18 protein-coding genes are annotated in these 19,876 nt (G+C 54.8%); 8 read left to right on the forward strand and 10 right to left on the reverse strand.

The window, feature by feature from the left end; genetic code table 11:
- Nucleotides 1-5: 5 nt before the first annotated feature.
- The 5 genes from rbsK to ACOOFE_RS03530 all read right to left on the reverse strand — a co-directional run bounded on the left by rbsK (nt 6) and on the right by ACOOFE_RS03530 (nt 5,834).
- The gene (gene rbsK / locus ACOOFE_RS03510) at nt 6-932 is read right to left on the reverse strand and encodes a ribokinase (protein WP_420413668.1); all 927 of its coding nucleotides are present in this window, start codon (nt 930-932) and stop codon (nt 6-8) included.
- A 95-nt stretch (nt 933-1,027) separates the two neighbouring features.
- Nucleotides 1,028-2,026: an ABC transporter permease gene (locus ACOOFE_RS03515; protein WP_420413669.1), complete on the reverse strand. Its 999-nt coding sequence runs from the start codon at nt 2,024-2,026 to the stop codon at nt 1,028-1,030.
- The gene (locus tag ACOOFE_RS03520; protein ID WP_420413670.1) at nt 2,023-3,591 is read right to left on the reverse strand and encodes a sugar ABC transporter ATP-binding protein; all 1,569 of its coding nucleotides are present in this window, start codon (nt 3,589-3,591) and stop codon (nt 2,023-2,025) included. The genes ACOOFE_RS03515 and ACOOFE_RS03520 overlap by 4 nt, the downstream gene beginning before the upstream one ends.
- An 87-nt stretch (nt 3,592-3,678) precedes the next feature.
- Nucleotides 3,679-4,599 carry a sugar ABC transporter substrate-binding protein gene (locus ACOOFE_RS03525; RefSeq protein ID WP_420413671.1) on the reverse strand — a complete coding sequence of 307 codons (921 nt, stop codon included), beginning with the start codon at nt 4,597-4,599 and terminating at the stop codon, nt 3,679-3,681.
- Nucleotides 4,600-4,937: 338 nt separating this feature from the next.
- Nucleotides 4,938-5,834, reverse strand: coding sequence for a LysR substrate-binding domain-containing protein (locus ACOOFE_RS03530; protein ID WP_420413672.1), 897 nt, complete (start codon nt 5,832-5,834; stop codon nt 4,938-4,940).
- An 85-nt stretch (nt 5,835-5,919) separates the two neighbouring features.
- Between ACOOFE_RS03530 and ACOOFE_RS03535 the strand changes: the two genes are divergently transcribed.
- The 3 genes from ACOOFE_RS03535 (at nt 5,920) to ACOOFE_RS03545 (ending at nt 8,758) form a co-directional block, all read left to right on the forward strand.
- Complete coding sequence (locus ACOOFE_RS03535) at nt 5,920-6,648, forward strand: TSUP family transporter (RefSeq protein ID WP_420413673.1); 729 nt, start codon at nt 5,920-5,922, stop codon at nt 6,646-6,648.
- Nucleotides 6,649-6,653: 5 nt separating this feature from the next.
- Nucleotides 6,654-7,676, forward strand: coding sequence for a D-cysteine desulfhydrase family protein (locus tag ACOOFE_RS03540; RefSeq protein ID WP_420413674.1), 1,023 nt, complete (start codon nt 6,654-6,656; stop codon nt 7,674-7,676).
- 122 nt (nt 7,677-7,798) lie between these two features.
- The gene (locus tag ACOOFE_RS03545; protein WP_420413675.1) at nt 7,799-8,758 is read left to right on the forward strand and encodes a TAXI family TRAP transporter solute-binding subunit; all 960 of its coding nucleotides are present in this window, start codon (nt 7,799-7,801) and stop codon (nt 8,756-8,758) included.
- A gap of 279 nt (nt 8,759-9,037) precedes the next feature.
- On the opposite strand, the gene ACOOFE_RS03550 is transcribed toward ACOOFE_RS03545, so the two are convergent.
- Genes ACOOFE_RS03550 through ACOOFE_RS03565 form a run of 4 tightly spaced genes read right to left on the reverse strand, consistent with a single transcriptional unit; the run spans nt 9,038 to nt 12,734 of the window.
- Nucleotides 9,038-9,805 (reverse strand): SDR family oxidoreductase, encoded by a 768-nt coding sequence (locus ACOOFE_RS03550; protein WP_420413676.1) that lies wholly within the window; start codon nt 9,803-9,805, stop codon nt 9,038-9,040.
- Between the two features lie 21 nt (nt 9,806-9,826).
- On the reverse strand, nt 9,827-11,104 hold the full coding sequence (locus ACOOFE_RS03555; protein WP_420413677.1) for a TRAP transporter large permease: 1,278 nt from the start codon (nt 11,102-11,104) through the stop codon (nt 9,827-9,829).
- Between the two features lie 16 nt (nt 11,105-11,120).
- The gene (locus tag ACOOFE_RS03560; RefSeq protein WP_420413678.1) at nt 11,121-11,741 is read right to left on the reverse strand and encodes a TRAP transporter small permease; all 621 of its coding nucleotides are present in this window, start codon (nt 11,739-11,741) and stop codon (nt 11,121-11,123) included.
- A gap of 24 nt (nt 11,742-11,765) precedes the next feature.
- Nucleotides 11,766-12,734, reverse strand: a complete 969-nt coding sequence (locus ACOOFE_RS03565) for a sialic acid TRAP transporter substrate-binding protein SiaP (RefSeq protein WP_420413679.1) — start codon at nt 12,732-12,734, stop codon at nt 11,766-11,768.
- A gap of 148 nt (nt 12,735-12,882) precedes the next feature.
- Here ACOOFE_RS03565 and ACOOFE_RS03570 point away from each other — a divergent pair, with 148 nt between their 5' ends.
- Both ACOOFE_RS03570 and kduI read left to right on the forward strand, forming a co-directional pair.
- Nucleotides 12,883-13,689: a GntR family transcriptional regulator gene (locus ACOOFE_RS03570; protein ID WP_420413680.1), complete on the forward strand. Its 807-nt coding sequence runs from the start codon at nt 12,883-12,885 to the stop codon at nt 13,687-13,689.
- A 47-nt stretch (nt 13,690-13,736) separates the two neighbouring features.
- Nucleotides 13,737-14,567 carry a 5-dehydro-4-deoxy-D-glucuronate isomerase gene (gene kduI / locus ACOOFE_RS03575; protein ID WP_420413681.1) on the forward strand — a complete coding sequence of 277 codons (831 nt, stop codon included), beginning with the start codon at nt 13,737-13,739 and terminating at the stop codon, nt 14,565-14,567.
- Here kduI and ACOOFE_RS03580 read toward each other — a convergent pair.
- The gene (locus ACOOFE_RS03580; protein ID WP_420413682.1) at nt 14,527-16,161 is read right to left on the reverse strand and encodes an alpha/beta fold hydrolase; all 1,635 of its coding nucleotides are present in this window, start codon (nt 16,159-16,161) and stop codon (nt 14,527-14,529) included. The two genes, kduI and ACOOFE_RS03580, sit on opposite strands and share 41 nt — an antisense overlap.
- Nucleotides 16,162-16,298: 137 nt before the next feature.
- Here ACOOFE_RS03580 and ACOOFE_RS03585 point away from each other — a divergent pair, with 137 nt between their 5' ends.
- The 3 genes from ACOOFE_RS03585 to ACOOFE_RS03595 all read left to right on the forward strand — a co-directional run bounded on the left by ACOOFE_RS03585 (nt 16,299) and on the right by ACOOFE_RS03595 (nt 19,803).
- A complete protein-coding gene (locus tag ACOOFE_RS03585) occupies nt 16,299-17,114 on the forward strand; it encodes a hypothetical protein (RefSeq protein ID WP_420413683.1) in 816 nt (271 codons plus the stop codon).
- A gap of 132 nt (nt 17,115-17,246) precedes the next feature.
- A complete protein-coding gene (locus ACOOFE_RS03590; RefSeq protein ID WP_420413684.1) occupies nt 17,247-18,707 on the forward strand; it encodes a VWA domain-containing protein in 1,461 nt (486 codons plus the stop codon).
- A gap of 154 nt (nt 18,708-18,861) precedes the next feature.
- Nucleotides 18,862-19,803 (forward strand): hypothetical protein, encoded by a 942-nt coding sequence (locus tag ACOOFE_RS03595; RefSeq protein ID WP_420413685.1) that lies wholly within the window; start codon nt 18,862-18,864, stop codon nt 19,801-19,803.
- Nucleotides 19,804-19,876: the final 73 nt, after the last annotated feature.

A 19,876-nucleotide genomic window follows, 5' to 3' on the forward strand; every position in this document is an offset into this window, starting at 1 on the left:
AGATTCTACGCAAACTCAGAAATAGGCAATTGTTCCAATTCAGCGAAATTCGGCAAGGAACTGGAGGCACCCTTGCGAGTCGTCGCCAAGGCGGCTGCCCGCATGGCAAAGTGGATCGCGTCCGGAAATTTGTCTCCTTTGGCAAGAGCAGTAGCCAGAGCGCCATTGAAGCAATCGCCAGCGGCAACCGTATCAATTGCATTGACTTTTGGTGCTGGTAGCTGGCCGGTCTCACCCTCGAAACACCACGCGACACCGTTTTCACCCATCGTGATGATCACACCACGCAGGCCGTAGCTGCAAAGGCGCTGTGCACCGTTCTGCGCTTCTTCCAAAGATACGGGGACGTGACCCAAAAAGGCACCAGCTTCGCTGGCATTCGGCGTGAGAACGTCGAAAGCAGTCAGTATGGATTTCGACCAGGCCGGAGTTGGTGCCGGGGCCGGATCCATAATCACCAAGGCTCCTGCTTTCCGGGCAAGTTCGGCCGCCTTCAATGACGTTTCAAAGTTGATTTCATTTTGCAGTAGTACAACGCCGCCATCACTCAACTGATTTGCAAAAGCGTCCAAATCAGCCGGTGCCAATTGATCATTGGCACCGCCAGACAGGCGGATCATGTTATCGCCGCCCGGACCGACATCGATGAAGGCCATGCCAGTTGTGCAGTCTGGTTTTTCGATCAAATCAGATTTGACTTGATATACATCGAGCTGGTCTGCCGCTTCCCGGCCAAAACTGTCGCGCCCAACAGCGCCAATCAGCGTTGCGTTGGCGCCCAGTTTTGTTGCTGCGACGGCTTGGTTCGCCCCCTTGCCACCAAGTGTGTGAGCCGTTTCCCGAACCTTTACGGTTTCCCCGACCTTTGGCCAGCGGTCGAGATAGCTGAACAAATCGATGTTTATGCTTCCAACAACGGTGACCGGCTTCAAGATGGAGCTCCGTAAATCGTTAGAGTTTTTATATACCGCATGGTCTTGTTGATGCGGAAGTTGGTCTTTACGGGAACCGGGATTGGGTGCCGTTTTTATGTCGCTGCGTATTTAGCGCGGTAATGATCGAGGACCACCGCAAAAATAATGACCACTCCCGTGATCATCTGACGCATGAAATCGCTGAGACCGATCAAGATCAAGCCGTTTGCCAATACGCCGATGATAAAGGCGCCGAGAAGTGTGCCAATGACAGAACCGCGTCCGCCGCTGAGGCTGGTACCGCCGATGATGACAGCCGCAATAGCATTCAACTCAAAACCGATCCCGGCAATAGGGCTGGAGATATTGAGGCGCGCCATATAAACGATCGCGGCGATACCTGCAGTGAAGCCACAAATGGTGAAGGCGGCGATCTTGTAGCGCTGGACCGAATGGCCTGCGAGACGGACGGCTTCTTCATTGTTGCCGATGCCGTAAAGCAGGCGGCCGAAGACGGTGAAGTTCAAAACAAACCAGGCCACAAGAACCAGCACCAATGCCACCAAGAACACCACGGGAACGCCATAAATCATTGCCGAACCAAATTCCTCGAAGGCGAATGGGAAGGAATAGATCGTTTGCGCATCCGACACCTGAAGGGCAGCGCCCCGGGCAATGTTGAGCATTCCAAGCGTGATGATGAAGGAGGGCAGGGCCCAATAGGCACTGATGGCGCCATTGATGAAGCCGCACAAAACGCCAGTCAAAGTGGCCGCAACAATGGCTAGGGCGATGGCTTCAGCCGGTCCAAATCCCGGCAAAGTGATGGCCTTACCGGCGACAACAGCGGCAAAGGCCATGACCGAGCCAACCGAGAGGTCGATACCGCCAACCAGGATCACAAAGGTCATGCCGACAGCCAGAACCAGATTGATGGTGATCTGGGTCAGAATGTTGGTGATGTTGTTTGGCGTCAGGAAGTGCTCGGTGAAAAGCGAAAAGAACACAATGAGCGCCAGCAATGCGAGGCCGATCCCGGCATTCTGCAAAACGGTCCGTACCGAGAATTTAGCAGGAGCTTCAAAGGTTTCGTTTGCTGTCTGGAGTGTCATTGTGTGTTTCCTCCGGCCGGATCGGTTTGCCCGTAGGCCAGTTTCAGGATGTTTTCTTCGGAAAAGTCCGGCCGCTCGAGTGAGCCCTGGATCTGATGTTCGGCCAGCACAAGGATGCGGTCGGCCAGTGTCATCAACTCCGGCATTTCGGAAGACACAACCAAAAGGGCGACGCCATTGCGGGCCAGATCTTTCAAAATGGCGTAGATTTCGGCCTTGGCGCCGACATCGACACCCCGGGTCGGTTCGTCGAGCAGCAGGACTTTCGGATCGCGCGCCAGCCACTTGGCCAGAACCACCTTCTGCTGATTGCCGCCGGACAGGCTGGAGGCCGGATCTGAGGTTCTGCCGTATTTCAGTTTTAGTTTTCCTGCGGATTCCTTCGCCTGGCGCTTTTCCGCCGCGAACTTTAGCAAACCGGCCTGGGAGACTGATCTGATGTTGGCGAGCGAGATATTGGCCGAAATCGGCATGTCGAGGATAAGGCCTTCGTCTTTGCGATCCTCGGTGACAAATCCAATCCCGGACCCGATGGCATCGCGCGGACCTGAATAGCGGACGTCTTTGCCGTCCCTCTTGATGTTCCCAGAACGGAGCGGATCAATTCCAAATATCCCGCGCAAGATTTCCGTCCGGCCGGCACCTACCAATCCTGCAATACCTACGATCTCGCCATAACGCAGGTCGAATGAAACACCGTCTTCTGCCGGATTGGCCTGTGTGCAGATGTTGTGAACGCTCAGAGCTATCCCGCCGAAACCATGATCTTCGGTTTCATGGGCCATTTCACCGGCGAGCTGCCGCCCAACCATTCGTTGAACGATGCCATCCGGAGTGGTGTTTGAAATGAGATCTGTCGCGATTGTTTTGCCGTTCCGGAAAACAGTAACGCGGTCACAGATCTCAAACACCTCGTCCAGGTGATGTGAAACGAAGACCACCGTCACACCATCCGCCTTGATCTTGGCAACCAGATCAAACAAGCGTTTGGTTTCCCGTTCGGTCAGTGTTGCCGTCGGCTCATCGAGAATGAGAATGCGGCTCTTTGACTGGAGCGCCCGGGCGATTTCGACGAGTTGCCGATGAGCGATCCCCAAAGAGCTGACCGGAGCTTTAACGTCGATATCCGTCAGGCCAATTGCATCCAGCGCTTCCCGCGCCCGGCGGTTCAATTCCTGCCGATCTAGCAAGCCAAATCGAGTGCGCGGTAGATGTTCAATTGAAATGTTCTCCGCAATCGAGAGATGCTCCAGAAGATTGAACTCCTGATGCACAACCTGGACGCCATTGGCTTTGGCTTCATGCGGCGTTGACGGCCGGTAGGCAGAGCCTGCGAGCGAGATATCCCCTTCGTCAAAGGGAAAAACGCCAGACAGTATTTTGATCAGCGTAGACTTGCCGGCGCCGTTTTCGCCAACCAGTGCGTGGACTTCACCTTCTTCCAGGAAGAAGCTCACGCCATCAAGGGCTTTCACGCCGCCAAAATATTTCTTCAGTCCTTCAACGGACAAAAAGGGCTGGGAATGTGCTGGGCTTGGCGCCGCGGAGTGCGTCGCTGCTACCATGATGCGTCCAGTCGTTTAGCTGATGAAGAATGTCATTAGAGGTGCCCCCGCTTCTAAGCTGACCTAAGCGGGGGCAGATGGGGGCGGTTATTGAGCGGCCACCAATTCGATCGGGGTCTTGACCCAGCCTTTGAGTTCATCGCCGCCAGCGACAACTTCCAGCGCCAGATCAATGGAGTTCGCGGCCATATCGGTGCCGAACTGATCCACGGTTGCCAGCATGCGGCCGTCTTCGATCATTGGGCCGACAGCAGGAATGTTGTCGAAGCCGACAACCAGGATGTCTTTGCGGCCTGCGCTTTCAAGCGCCTTGACCACGCCGATCGCCATGGAGTCGTTTGCAGCCATCACACCCTGGATATCCGGATGAGCGGTTAGCATGTTCGAAAAGACTGTGTTGGCTTCTTCTGTTTCCCAGTGGGCTGTCCGGCTGTCGAGCAGGTCCAGCTTGTATTCAGCCACTGAATCTTCAAAGCCCATACGGCGTTGGTTGGCGTTGTCTGCGCCCGGGTTACCTTCAATGATGACGACTTTGCCGCCTTCACCCAGGGTCTTGCCAAGGGCATCGCCGGCCAATTTTGCGCCGCCGCGGTTGTCCGGGCCAACGAAGGCCAGCTCTACGCCTTGTTGTTTCTTAGCATCTTCGTCGAGAGCCACGTCGAAGTTCACGACAACGATCCCGGCTTTCATCGCCTTTTTCAACGGACGTACCATGGCGCGGGAATCAGCGGGTGCAACGACGATGGCGTCGACACCTTGCGTGATGAAGTTTTCGACCGCGTTGATCTGCGATTCAAAGTCGGTTTCGTTCTGCATGCCAACGGCCAGCAGTTCGTAGTCACCGCGCTTTTCCTGGTGTGCTTGCGCGCCAGCCATCATGTTCTGAAAGAACTCATTGGCCAATGATTTCATGATCAGACCGACTTTTGGTTTGTCGTCCGCCATGGCGGTTCCAGCAAGCAAAGCGAGACCGGTCGCTGCGGCTGCAGCGAGTTTAAAAAGTTTCATGTTTTCCTCCCAAAGAAGACTGCCGCCCTTCGATCCGGACTTGCAGATGAACAGGCCCGATATTGAAAGCACGTCACCTTTTGAGCGTCAATATGAAACGTTTCATTTTTTTGAATGCATTCATATTTGAGCCAAAAATTTCTATTAAAACTGGATGAAGTCGAAGTTGGTTCGGGAGTAAAATACGGCGTTAAAACAACCTTTTATGCCGGTTGCCTGTGTTCTATGTTGCTGAGCGAAAAGGCAAAAAATATTTCTGAAAATAATTTAAGGTGGAGCTACCGCGCTGGCGAAAATTGCTGGTGAAGCGCATTTCTCCGGAGCGAAAATGCATTGGCCTAATCAGCTAACTGCAATTCTTGGATCAGTTTTGCCAGTCCAGGGGCATTTTGGTTGGCCGAGGCGGTAACAGCACGGATTGGCCAGCGGAGTGTCGAGCGCAATGGAATGCGAACAACATCGACGCCGGCAGTTGCGTTGAGGGTTTCTTCATCCACGATGGCGCGGCCGGCGCCTTGGCTGACCATCCAGATAAGCGCAGACTGCGTGCGTGCCGCTGCGCGAGTCTCAAAGGATGCGCCAGCGTCGCTGAGCATTCGTTCCACAGCCTGTCGGAAGGGACTGTCGGCGGGGAGCATGACCAAAGGTGCCTTTGCAAGAACCTCTGGTGTGATTTCCTTAAGATCTGAAAGCGGATCATTTACTGGCAGGATTGCCACCGGTTTAAGGTCGTTCAAAACAGTTGTTTTCATGCTCGGCTCCCCCGGATCGGACGAAATGATCGCACAATCAGCCTTGCCTTCACGCAAAGCCGTGAGGGCGGCTTGTTCGCTCATGACATCGACATCGAACCTCAAGTCTGGGAAACGTGCCATCAACTTACCAGTGGCTACTGCAACCCTGGTATCGGCAATCGCGGGAACCGAGACGACGCGGATCAGGCCCCCTATTCCAGATGAAATCTGTTGCGCGGCATCCAACACACGTTGCAGACCCTGGTAATGCTGCTGCACCGCTTTGTGCAGGCTGTGGGCCGCTGCCGTTGGCTCAAACTTCTTTCCTGTTCGGTCAAACAACGCGAGGCCCATCTCCGTTTCGATGTCGGCTACCGCCCGGCTGATCGCCGGTTGAGTGATGTTAAGAGCCTCGGCAGCACGCCTTGTTGACTTCAGGCGGTAGGCCATTTGGAAAAGTTCGATTTGGCGGGCTGAAATGCGCATATCTAATGATAACAAAATTGCATCATTAGATACAGAAATATGATTTTTAAATAATCAATGTGTCCGGTACTTCTGACCTAGGTTAGAGGGACAAATTGTGATGCTGCTGGATGTGTCCACATTGCTGATTGCGGTCTTTGCCGGATCCGTGCTTCAGGCGGGTGTCGGCATCGGTTTCAGCATTGTCGTGGCGCCGGTGATGATGATCAGCTTAGGCGTGACGTCCGCTGTGCCACTTCTGCTTCTGCTGAACACATTGGTGTCGGCAGCAGCAATCGATCTGCGCAGCGGGCCGCAAGAAACGGGCACGATCACAAGATCTATTCTGAGCGCCTTTGTGGGTATTTGCGCCGGCCTGACTGTCTATTCCTTGTTTTCCGAAGGTGCGCTTTTGCTTACCACAGCCGCGTTTCTGTTCTTTGGACTTGTTGTGAATTTCGTTCAGGTGCCGCCAGTCTTGGGGCGGCATGGTGCCGTCGCATTCTCCGGTGTCTCTGGATTGGCGACGGTTTGGACGGCGACACCTGGCCCCTTGATCATTCTGGGTCTATTGACTAGCGGGCGCAGTGCGCAAGAAGCGCGAGTCCTAGTGCAGCCGGTGGCTTTTGCCGGTTATGGCGCTGCTTTTCTTCTGCACGGGGCCTTTAACGGTGCTTTGGTTTCCAACCCTTCCAGCATTGCGCCATTGGTTGTTGCGGCCATTGTTGGGGCACTGGCTGGCCGGGTCGCTGGAAAACATCTGCCGCAAAAACTAATCAAAACTGCAATCTGTGTGATTTCCGTGGCTGCCTGTGTGGCCCTGGTGCGCCAAGCCTATCTATTGGGGTGAAACCGGTGACTTCAAAAAAGACAATTGATCAGTATTTGGGCCAGTTTTCCCGGGCAAAGCTGATGACCGGCTCTACACCTTTAGAGCCGCTGAACCGCTTGTCTGAATTGCTGGATATTGATCTTTGGATCAAACGGGATGATCTGACCGGCCTTGGGATGGGTGGCAACAAAACGCGGCAGTTGGAATTCTATTTTGGCGAAGCGGTCGAGCAGAATGCCGACACCGTCTTGATAACCGGGGCCGTCCAGTCGAATTTTGTCCGCTCTGCCGCAGCTGCGGCCGCGCTGCTTGGAATGAAGTCCGTTCTGCAGCTTGAAGAGCGGGTCTCCGGAATGGGCGAGGCTTATTACCGCTCCGGAAATGTCCTGCTCGCAAAATTGCTTGGCGCCGAACACATGAGTTTTCCGGAAGGGGAAAACGAAGCCGGTGCGGACAATGCGTTGCATGAGAGAGCCGATCAGCTGAGGGCCGAAGGGCGCAGCCCCTACATCATTCATCTCGGCCTGGGCCACCCACCTTTGGGGGCGCTCGGATATGTGGCTGGTGCCGGTGAGCTGGCAGGCCAGCTGGATGACTTTGATGTTGCGGTTGTTCCGTCCGGTAGCGGATCTACGCACGGCGGGTTTTTGACCGGTCTTCGATTGGCTGGCGTTTCGGCAGATGTTTTCGGCATTTGCGTGCGGCGCGATCAGGACCAGCAAAGCCAGCGTATGCGTGTCGTTCTTGACAAATTGGCAGGGCTTTTAGGCTTGGAGCAAGGCCTGCCGGATGAGGACATCATTACTTGGGATGGAGCCCTTGCGCCAGGATATGGCCGTATAGGTGATTTCACACGAGATGCGCTGACAATGATGGCGCGCACCGAAGGGGTGTTTTTGGACCCCGTGTACACCGCCAAAACCTTTGCCGGACTTCTCGGTCTCCTCAAAGAGGGGCGAATAAAGCCTGGCCAGAAAGTTGTCATGGTTCACACCGGCGGTGTGCCCGCTTTGTTTGGGTACCAGGAGGAGCTGGACGTGGCATGACGTCTTAGACCTTTCCGCACAAAGGAAAGGTCCTTCGTCCGAGACCCAAGTCCGGCAGGTGACTGCCGGAACAACAAGAAAACGGGCCGGACACACTCAAAACCTTCCAGAAGGAGACGATGATGAGAACGAGATTACTCCCGGCCCTTGTTGCCGCGTTAACGCTGTCATCCGGTGTTGCCGCAGAAGAGTTTGTCACCATTGGAACCGGTGGTGTGACCGGCGTCTATTATCCGACCGGCGGTTCAATCTGCCGGCTTGTGAACAAGAACCGTAAGGATACGGGCGTCCGCTGCACCGTGGAATCGACTGGTGGGTCGGTTTACAACATCAATACGATCCGCGCCGGCGAGCTGGAGTTTGGTGTTGCCCAGTCTGATTGGCAATTCCACGCCTTCAACGGCACGTCAAAATTTAAAGAAGCGGGCCCGTTCAAGGACCTGCGGTCAGTGTTTTCTGTTCATGCAGAACCGTTCAACGTGATGGTACGCAAGGACGCCGGCATCGATAGTTTTGATGATTTGGCAGGCAAGCGGGTCAATGTCGGCAATCCAGGATCCGGCCAGCGCGGCACCATGGAAGTTCTGATGGACGCCAAAGGCTGGACAATGGACACGTTTTCAATGGCAGCGGAGCTTCGGTCCGCCGAACAGTCCAGCGCGCTGTGCGACAATCAGATTGATGCCTTTGTTATCACCGCTGGACACCCGTCAGGCAACCTCACAGAGGCTGCCACCACGTGTGATGCCAAACTGGTTCCGGTGACGGGCGCGGCTGTCGACAAGCTGGTGTCCGATAACTCCTACTACCGGTCCGCTACCATTCCTGGTGGCATGTACCGCGGAACGGATGGCGCTGTGGAGACTTTTGGGGTCGGCGCGACTTTGGTGACGTCTGCCAAAGTGTCTGATGAAGCCGTCTACGCGCTGGTCTCTGCAGTCTTCAATAACTTCGATGCGTTCCGCAAATTCCACCCAGCATTTGCCAACCTGAGCAAACAAGACATGGTCGAGGCCAGCTTGTCTGCGCCGCTGCATCCCGGCGCCGAGAAGTTTTACCGCGAGCAAGGTCTCATCGACTAAAAACTAAGAAGAGAAGGTCTGCCTTGGTTTGCTGGCAAAATGGGTTCAGTTGATCCCACTTCATTCAATTGGTTTTCGAAAATCCCTTTTGTGGCCGGATTGGATTGCAGCCCAATCCGGCTCGGGGGCATGGACTGGAATCTATTGAGTGAACTGACATCCGTTTTACCAGCAATTTCAGGCAGACCTTCCAGATTTCTTCCCTCAACTCCCGTCCGGTGAATTCAACGGTGATTTGCCGACCGAAATCACCAGGCGCTTCTTTTGACTGGATTACATCTAGCGCCCCATCCAGCCGCCATCGACGGTCAGGATTGTCCCATGGACGTAGTTGGAGGCCTCGGAAGCGAGAAAGACGACGGGGCCAGCCAAGTCCTCCGGATTGCCCCAGCGGCCGGCCGGAATGCGGTCCAGAATGGACTTGGAGCGGACAGGATCATCGCGCAGAGCCTGTGTGTTGTCTGTGGCGATATACCCAGGGGCAATCGCATTCACATTAACACCGTGCCCGGCCCATTCGTTTGCAAATGCTTTGGTCAGCTGTGCGATCCCGCCTTTGGACGCCGAATATCCTGGAACGGTAATCCCACCCTGAAAACTCAGGAGTGAGGCAGTGAAAATGATCTTGCCGCTGCCGCGCCCAACCATACCGCGGCCAATTTCTCGGGTCAGGCGGAACTGGGACGACAGATTGACTTCGATGACCTCGTCCCAATCGTCGTCCGAATGTTCTGCTGCTGGAGCGCGTTTGATGGTGCCGGAGTTGTTGACCAGAATGTCCACCCGATCAAAGTCAGAACGGATTTTATTGGCAAACTCCAAGACCTGATCTTTCTCGGAAAAGTCGCACTGGTAGCCGGTGAAGCTCCGCCCTAAGGCCTCAATGTCACTTTGAATAGCGCTGCCCTTCGGGTCCAGTGTTGCGCTGACGCCGATGATGTCGGCTCCGGCCATGGCAAGGGCATTTGCCATCGCCCGGCCAAGACCGCGTTTGCATCCGGAAACCAAGGCGATTTTTCCGGATAGATCAAATGTCATATCAGTCATTCAGAGTACCTGTTTTGGCCGTTACCGGTAAACCGCCGTCGGAAGCCACATGGAGAGTTCGGGAACAAAGGTCAGGGTGAGCAGCACCAGAACCAAAGGGATGAGGAAGGGCGCTGTTGCTGTAACGCAGCGCTCAAACGGAACATCGGAGACTTTGGAAAGAACATAGAGCACCAGCCCGACCGGGGGGGTCAAAAGCCCGATCATCAGGTTGAGGATCAGGATGATGCCGAAGTGGACCGGATCGACCCCCACCTGCATGGCGACCGGCAGCAGCACGGGCGTCAAGATGGTGATCGCTGCCAAAGTTTCCATGAAACAGCCGACAATCAGCACGATCAGCATGATGATCAAAAGAATGGCAATCTTGCCATCGACAAAGGCCAGCAAGTTTTGCGCAAACATCTGGGCGACCTGATTGGCCGTCAGGATCCAGGCGAAGATCGCCGAGGCGGCCACGATTAGCATGATCGACGCGGTGGTTTCGACTGTGTCCATTGAGACCCGGAGCAGCCGCTTGGCATCGAGCGTCCGGTAGACCACCAACCCCAGGAAGGCGGAATAAGCCACAGCCGCGATTGCCGCTTCGGTCGGGGTAAAGATACCGGTCAGTATGCCGCCGACAATGATCAGCGGGGTGAACAGCGGCAACAGGGCATTGCCGAGTGCTTTCAGGAAAGGCGCGACCTGGAAGCGCTCATCACGCGGGTAGTTTCTGATTTTTGCATAGAAGGCGACCATCACCATCAGAGCCATTGCCATGATGAGGCCGGGAATGAGCCCTGCCGCAAAAAGCTGGCCGATCGACGTATCGGAGATCACCCCGTAAACGACAAGCGGCAGGGAAGGCGGAATGATCGGCCCGATGGTCGAAGAGGCTGCTGTGACACCAACGGAAAAATCCGTGTCGTAGCCAGCCTCGCGCATGGCTTTGATCTCGATATTTCCAAGCCCGCCGGCATCGGCCACCGCCGCACCGGACATGCCAGCAAAGACAACACTGGCGCCGACATTCACGTGGCCGAGACCGCCATACATCCAGCCGACCGTTGCCCGGGCAAAAGCAAAGATGCGGGAGGTGATCCCAGCGGAATTCATCAGGTGCCCGGCCATGATGAAGAAGGGCACGGCGATCAACGGGAAAGAGTTGATGCCGTTGACCATGTTGTGCAGCACCACGACATCCGGCAGGCCAGACATCATGATGAACACCAGGGAGGCAACTCCGAGCGCTACGGCAACCGGCGCGCCGGCAATCAAAAGGGCAAATAAAACTACGAACAGCAGCACCAAAGCCATGTTCAGTCTCCTGTTCTTAGCGATCTATCGCGTCGTGAAGGGAATGTTCTTCTAACTCGCGCAGCACCTCTTCCGGCTGCTGCCGAATTTTACGGATCAGCCAGAGCGCGGAATACACTGCCATAATGGCCAGAGCCGCACAGACGGACCAATAAAGCAGGCTTTTCGGGATTTCGACCGATGCCATTTTGGTCCGTGTCTTTTGGGCGAGCAGAACTGCGAGATAGGCGAGATACCCGAAGAACAGCGTCGATAGCAGTTCCATCGCAACCGCGAGCCACTTGCCAGCCTTTGGACTCAAATAGCGGTAAAAGAATTCCAGGAAGATATGCGTCCCCTTGCGGGTCACGGAAATGCCGCCAAAGAAACCAACGACGATCAGCATGTAACGGGCGATTTCCTCCGTCCAGGCCAGGCTGTCATTGAGAACGTATCTGGTAAAAAACTGCAGGAACACGATGGCCGCCAGTGCCCAGATGGCGATTAGGCCGGGTAAGTCGGCAATGCCGAAATCCGAGATGTCCGTGCCGGTATCGGCGAACGTGATTTTCGGTGGGGGTGAAGCCGCTGCCCCATTTGAACCACTGTCAGGGAGCGCCTCGGCGGCGCCCCCATCCTGTTCATGAGTCATACTCATCTGCTTGTGTCCTGCACTGTTCTCTTAGAGAGCGCCAAGACGCTCGAAGTGCTCCATCGTATAGGGCACACCGTCACCGGTCAGCAGCGGACGGACCGCATCCTGGAACGGTTTTTGATCCACTTCGTTGACGGTAATGCCTTGTTCCGTGAACCAGGCGACAAGCTCTTGTTCTGACTGGTAAATCGTCCGGGAGGCTTTCATTGCGGCATCGTCCAGGATTTCGCGGACCGTAGCTTCATCATCGCCAAGTTGGGATAGGGCGTGGTCGGACGCAATCACCAGGAGGGAGTTCAGGATGTGGCCTGTCAAATTGATGTTGGACTGAACCTCATAGAACTTCTTGAACTTGATCGTTGGCAGCGGATTTTCCTGCGCATCGACCACGCCTTGCTGGAGCGCGAGATAAACTTCGGAAAACGCCATCGGTGTCGGGTTGGCATCCACCGCGTTCGGGAACATCAGCATTAGCGGGGAATTCGGTACGCGGATTTTCAACCCCTTCATATCAGCTGGTGTAAGGATCGGTTTGTTCGAAGTGACGTGTCTCTGTCCATAGTAAACTAGGCCCAATACATGGTTGCCGGTCGCCTCGTTGTAACCGGCTGACAGTTCTGAAAAGAGGTCACTCTCACGGTACTTCAGCCAGTGATCCCAGCCGCGCATGATGAAGGGATAATCTGAAATCGCGATCGGGCCGTAATACCGTTCCACGAAACTTGGGCCTGTGTAGATAATGTCTACGGCGCCAATGCCAAGGCCCTCGTTGATCTCGACTTCCTTGCCAAGGGATGAGGCCGGAAACACTTTGATTTCCACCCGGCCATCCGTGCGCTTGGCCACTTCCTCTGCTGCCCATTCGGCAACCTCGTGATAGGCCGAGCCGGTTTCATAAACATGCGCCCACTTCAGTTCGGCGGCGAGTGCTGTTCCGGTCGCGGCCAGAGCTGAAAAGCTGACGGCAAGCGCCGATGCAAAATTGCGTAATGACATTCCAAGATCCTCCCAAATCACCGGAAGCTGCAAAACCTATCTCACAGAATTCCGGCCGTTGATTTCAACTAGAATATCTAATATACAAGTTATCAGATTTGGCAAGCCCCTATGATTTGCGGCAGGAATCTGCTGTTTGGGCGTGTCCATGAAACGAAGTACACGAGGCGACATGACTGACGAAGGCCTGGAAGCGAAAGGAGAAGTGCGGCGAAAAAGGGCGCCCAATGCCCCGCCGACATCGCAAATCCGCTACCCGGCAGGTGGTGCCAAGACCCTTGCGCAGGTTCAATATCAAAGGATGCTGGACCGGATTACAACGATGGAGCTGCTGCCGGGGGCACCAATATCCGAACCGGAATTGGCGGCTGAAGCAGGAGTCAGCCGCACCCCAGTACGTGAGGCCATTCAAAGGCTAGCACGGGAAGGCCTGGTGGAGGTTGTTCCAAAATCAGGAACATTCGTTGCCAGAATTCCGGTCTCAGCGCTTCCTGAAGCTGTATTGGCTCGACGGGCACTTGAAGGAATGACTGCCCGCGCGGCGGCCAAACTTGCGACCCGCAGTCAGGTTCTGTCATTGCGCGTCATTCTTGAAGAGCACAAAGAGCTGGCGGCAACGGGCGACCGGGAACTTTTTCATAAATCGGATGAGCGGTTTCACGAACAGCTTGCCGGTGTTGGTCAGCTGCCGGGTCTGTGGCGCCTTGTGCAGCAAGTCAAGTTGCAGCTCGACCGGTTTCGCCGTCTTACTCTGCCCGAAGAAGGACGCCTGAAGCTGATCATCGATGAGCACACCGCGGTCGTAGATGCGATTGAGGCGGGGGACTCGGACTTGGCTGTGAAGGCAATCGAAACCCACTTGTCCGGCTTGCAATTGCACATCGAAACGGTGGTTGCCGCGCATCCGGATTACTTCATCTACGACTGTGACCCCTCAGAGCTTTTGAAAATATAACTCACCGCCGCTGCAAAGCGGTTTGATCACTGCTGGAGACTTCAAACATGGACGTTCGTCAGGTCTGCAGCCCTTTGGAAACCAAAGGGTTCGACACAAAACAATTGCGCGCAAATTTTCTGGTTGAGGACCTGTTTGCTCCCGGAAAGATCTCAATGGCCTACAGCCATCTGGACCGCACTATTGTTGGCGGTGTTGTGCCGCTTGCAGGCGCTCTTCAGCTTGAATCCAATAAACAAATTGGATCTGAGAATTTTCTGGACCGCCGGGAAATCGGCATCATCAACATTGGGGCCCCTGGCACGATCGAAGCTGATGGCACCAGTTATGAGTTGGCGCCGCGCGAGTGCCTCTATCTGCCGATGGGCACGGTTTCTGTCACCTTCGCCAGCGCAAATGCTGGTGCTCCGGCTGAGTTTTATTTCATCAGCACACCGGCGCACCACGCCTATCCGGCGATGAAAATCACCGAAGACGATGCGAACTGTTTGGAGCTCGGCACATCTTCTGATGCCAATGTCCGGATCTTGCGCCAGTATATTCATCCGGATGTCTGCAAAAGCTGCCAACTGGTCATGGGCATCACAACGATCCTGGATGGCAGCGTTTGGAACACCATGCCGTGCCACACCCACGACCGCCGGTCGGAAGTCTACCTCTATTTCGATATGACCGAGGAAACCCGTGTCTTCCATTTCATGGGAGAACCAACGGAAACCCGGCATCTGGTTATGAAGGAGAAACAGGCTGTGTTGTCGCCGGGCTGGTCGATCCATTCAGGTGCCGGCACTGGCCGTTACAGCTTCATCTGGTCGATGGCGGGCGATAATCAGGACTTCACCGACATGGATTTTGTCGCGATGAAAGATCTTCGGTAAGCGCATCAACAACAGGCTTCCAATGACTAAATGGGAGGGCGTGTCCAGCGCCTTCCACCCAGGTTGTTTGGGCTCCCAGCTTTTCAGCCAGAGATCTTATCCGATCAGGATGGATGGATACGTCTTTTGTGCCGTGGAGGAAGTGAACCGGGCACGCCGGTCTCTCAAGATTCTCGCTCCAGTTCGATGCGATAAACCGGCAGTCATTGATGAAGCTGTCGGACCCATTCTCAACGTGGAAATGATGACCGGTCCACATCAGGTCCAAAACTTCGTCATCTCGGCAGGCTGCAAGATCGGCCTCAGAACCGGTAAAGATCGTTTTAGGAAACCGGTCCCGGCCCTCCTTTTTCAGTTTTCGGTCGCCGAGCAGCGACAGATACCGCAACACTGGCACGGATGTGCGGGCAAGGATGGCAAAGATCCGGTGCTGCTGGGGCGCTGATGCAAAGTCGGAAAAACTGCGCATCGGCGGCTGAGCGGCGGTACAGACAATGGACACCAGCCTGTCTGACAAAGCCGGTGCGCCAGTCAATGCAAAGATCGACCCCGTGTCATACGTTAGGAGTGAAAACTGGCCGACGCCAAGATGATCGGCCAAAGCCAGAAGATCCTTCGCATAAAGGCCCGGATCATTCAAAAGCGCAGGATGACCACTGGATTGTCCATGCCACGGACGGGCTGGTGCGATCAGCCGGATGCCTGCAGCCTTGAATGCCTGATCGGCTCCTTGCGGAAGACGATTGCCTCCGAGACAGCCATGAAGAAAGATGATGGGATGGCCGGTGGGAGATCCCTGTTCATGGAAATCAAGCGTGCGGCCATCCTGAAGGATCAGGCTGCGCCGGCGGTCCAATTCCGGAGCCGTTTGAGCTGGCTGGCAAGACACTGCAACAGCGCGGGCCAGGTGGATCGCTTCCTGCAAGCCCTTGGCATGCAGTTTTTGTGTGATGGCTTTGATTTGCTGGCGGACGGTTTCCACCGACCGGTCTCTTGCATCGGCAACTTCAGTGGGGGCATATCCACTCATCAGCAATCCGAGAACTTCAGCTTCGGAAGGCGTCAGACCATAGAGTGCCTGTACAGCTTTTTCGGCGGTGCCGTGCCAGATTGCATCCAGTCCAACATACCGGACACGGCCATCTGGAGCTGGGGCATCCGGGATCAGGATCACCGGTTTGCCGCTATCGTCCTGGCGTAACCGGATTGCGGCAACATGGCGATCTGCATCAGATGGGATATTGTTGTGCCCATTCTCAAGTGCATCGCGATCAAGCCGGGCGGCCAGCTCGTCTCCATGCGTAATTCCGAGCAAATTCTGGGCAATTTCATTTGGGTCTTCGAACTTGCCGTTCGGCGTGACGAAAAAGACCGGTTTTTGCAGATCCTCATCCGGGGCAGTTGGCAACTGATCCAGAAGCTTTTCCGCTTCGATGACGTGTTTTTCGCATTCACGGCGCAACGCCTGGAGCTCAGCATCATAAGCGGTGCCGCCGCTCAACGTTTGTTCTGAAAGGGTGATCAGCCGATCGAAATTCTGGACATTCAAGGCAGTGGAATAAATGGAGCTAATTAAGTCCGAATACTGATTCATATGAGATTTTCACAACCAAAACGCGACGTCATGTGGGCGAAGGGCTCATATAACCAATATTGGGCATGCCAATCCAGACCATTCCGCCTATACGCAAAAATCCGGAGTTTTTTGAATTTAGAAGGTCTACCTTTTTGATGCGTTTTTTACTGCTTTTTTCAGCAACTTTTCTGTTCGTTCCTACGCTTGCCCTTGCGGAGTGCAATACGCCCATTGTGACCATGCGCGAGGGGCAGACATCGGATTACAAGGTTCCAAGTGACACAGAACTGGCTGACATGATGCAAAAGCATGGCAAGTCGTCCGGCAATGACCATGTGCTTGTGATCGATGAGAGCGATGGCGCTGGTTACTGGATGACCCGGGATCGGGTTGGGGAAGCAGTCTTTGTGGTTGGCGGAGACACACAAGGCTACCGGTATTCTGGTCCCGATCATTGCGCGCCAGACGATCTTCCCATCGATACCGGCGATTTGCCCGCCGAGGAGATCAAAGTATTTGAAGAGGTATCCTCCGGGCCGCAGCCGCGTAGCGGACTCTGGCAACTCAAGTCCGGAACTCCAGAGGTCGAAGTCTGCCCGCCCATGATGCAAGCGGCCTTCACGCAGTCGATGGCAAACAACATGGCGCAATTTGAAGCGCCGAGGCATCTGAAACTGAACGCGCCTTTTCATCCAAATCAATTGCCGATGACTGAAATCATGAATGTCTCCTGGCAATCCATTGGTGAAGGCAACTGGCAGACCGAAGCTATGAAGGAGGTGTTCTCCCAATTGCCGGTTGACGGTGGGCAAGGCTCAAAACTGGTCTGGCTGTTGAAAGTGTTGGGAGACAGCGAAATCGAACACACCGTCCGTATGAAGGTGGTTGTTCCGCAAGAAGCGGCTGCGGCATTGGGCGGCGATACCTGTTCTGTCAAAACCGTCAACCGTTGGGTCCGGGTCGGCAACTAGGCCGCATCCTCAACAAGGATGACTTGAAGATCTGGATCAAGTGCCCGGGAGCACACCACCGCCCGATAGCACGCTCCCGGGCACGGCAATATCGAGTTTTTGAACCCGCGGAAATTGCGGAGGAGATACCAAATGAATGTTTTAACAAGATGCCAGTTGATCGGCCTGCTCACGGCGCTGAGCTTTGCTTTTCCGGTTGCCGCGGCCGAAGCGCCCCGGACAACCTTGGTGCTGGATGCCTCAGGATCCATGTGGGGGCAAATTGACGGCACGCCAAAGATCTCCATCGCGCAGAATGTCATTAGTGACCTGGTTCGGAAATTGCCGGGTGAAATTGAACTGGGCCTGACCGTCTATGGCCACCGGCGGAAAGGCGATTGCGGCGACATTGAAAGCCTGATCCAACCCTCAAAAGATAGCCGTGAGGCCATCATTAAAGGCGTCAACCAAATCAAGCCGAAGGGCAAAACACCACTTTCAGCGGCCGTGCTGCAGGCCGCCAAAGAACTGCGCCATACGGAAGAAAAAGCAACGGTCGTTCTGGTGTCTGATGGGGAAGAGACCTGCAATCTCGATCCATGTGCGGTCGGCCGTGAACTGGAAGAAACCGGAATTGGTTTTACTGTGCACGTGGTCGGTTTCGATATTGTGGAGGCGAAAACCCGCGAACAACTGCAATGTTTGGCAAAGGAAACCGGCGGTAAATATCTGAATGCGGATAGTGCGGCAGGCTTAACTGAAGCCTTGACGCAAGTGACTGCGGCAGAACCTGTACCAGAGCCCACTCCAGAACCAGAACCTCAGACCGCAAGCATCAGCGGCCCGAGCCAAGCTGCCGCCGGATCCGCCATATCTGTTGCTTGGGAAGGGCCTGCTGATAGGGGTGATTACATTGCTATCTTGTTGAATGGTGACGGTGAGGTCTTTACCAGTCAAAAAGACGTCAAGGTGGGGAACCCGCTGGAGATAAAGGTGACGCCTGAAATCGGTCAACATGAACTGGTTTATGTTGATGCCGATGCCAGAACCATCATCGCCCGCGCTCCGTTTGAGGTCACAGAGGTTGCTGCTAGCCTGTCAGCCGCGGACGTGGCGACGGCCGGTGATACTCTTGAGGTAAGCTGGACCGGACCTGCAAACAACGGCGATTACGTCGACATTGCCGTCAAAGACGATGTACTTCCGCATTTCATCAATTATTTCGACGTTTCGGAAGGTCCAAGTGCCACGCTACGGATGCCGTCCAAACCTGGTGACTATGAGCTCCGCTACATCGCCAACACCGATCCACGGAAGATCCTGACCAAAACTCCGGTGACCGTTGAGGACGTATCCTTGTCGATGAAAGCGCCCAAAACAGCAGCGGCGGGAAGCACCATCAATGTTCTTTGGAACGGGACCAGCAATCCCAAGGATTACATTGCTTTTGCGCTCCCCGGAGAGCCTTTGCCGCATATTGTGACGATGGCAGAAACCGGCGAGGGTAATCCGCTCTCGATCCCTGTGCCAGACCAGCCGGGTGAATATGAACTGCGCTACTTTTTTGCTGCGCATGACAGGATCGTACAGACTTTGACGGTCACCGTTGAATAGGGATCCGTCCAAGTGGTGATCCGCATCACGTCCTGATTGCTTCTTGATAGGTATGAGGGCAGGGCTGCTTCGGCGGTGTCACCCCTCATGCCTTAAGCAATCAACGACAATCGATCTCAATCATTCCATTTCGATAGACAAGCGGAGTTTCCACTTGGATTTTGTTGCCTCTCTAATTTCAATGTTCGGACCAAGCGGTGCGCGTATCAGTCGCCTGATAACAGCGTCTCTATCCGTTCTTAAAAACGGATGGGCGGCGACAATCCCGTTTCTGCTGCTGTTCGTTTTGAAGGCTGTCCGGGCCTACCTTCTTTTGTATCTCCTATATCTCGGATTTGTGACGCAGGATTGGGATCAGGCGTTTCCGCTCATGCTGATTGCCATGATCTACCTTCCTTGCGAGATCATCATTCAAACCTTCCTTCAGGCGGTAATGTCACGGATGGCACGGGACACCTTGATGCTTGGCCGGATTAGCTGGCCCGGAGTGGCCTACACCATGGTGCGCAACATGTTCTCGCTGTTGTTCATTGGCGCGGTCGGAGCATTTGTTAGGAAGGCGTCGGACAGCAAAAGTGATGGAGTGTTTGGGTTCTTAATGGCGCTCATTTTGTTTGCGGTTGCAGAGGTTTGGGATCTGATTTCCAATTTCGGGATATCCGGGATCGTTGTTGAGAATGCATCCATCAAGACACTTGTTGCCCGTCTGAAATCGCTTCGTGATCATGTCCCCGAAACACTTGTTGGCGTGCTCGGGATCGATCTTCTGGGCGGTGTTACCTCTGCCGTTTTTGCAGGTGGAATATTCACCGCGCTTATCGGCGGCGGAGCCGCAGGATATTTTTTTGCCGACAACTTGCCTGTGATGTTCCAGGCGCAATTTGATGCCGTTTCGGTCAATCTCTTGCCATCCTTCGCGCTTTTGTCGCTGAGCTTTACCTTGGATGCCGTCATCAAGGCGGCCGTGATCTGCGCCAAGAGCTTCTATTTCACCATGCTCTATATCCTGGTCCTTCATCCCGATCAGCTTCCGGAAGGAACAGCAAAAGAGGCTGAGGGCATCCTTGCTGGTGCGGTGAGTAGCCCTGCAAGCTGATGTGCTTTCAGAGCTTATTGTTTTGCGCGCATAGGTTTTTTGCCGACAAAGTTCCGGGCGGCTTTGTCGGCTT

Origin of the sequence: Roseibium sp. (assembly GCF_965216085.1) — a bacterium.
Taxonomy (GTDB): Bacteria; Pseudomonadota; Alphaproteobacteria; order Rhizobiales; family Stappiaceae; genus Roseibium.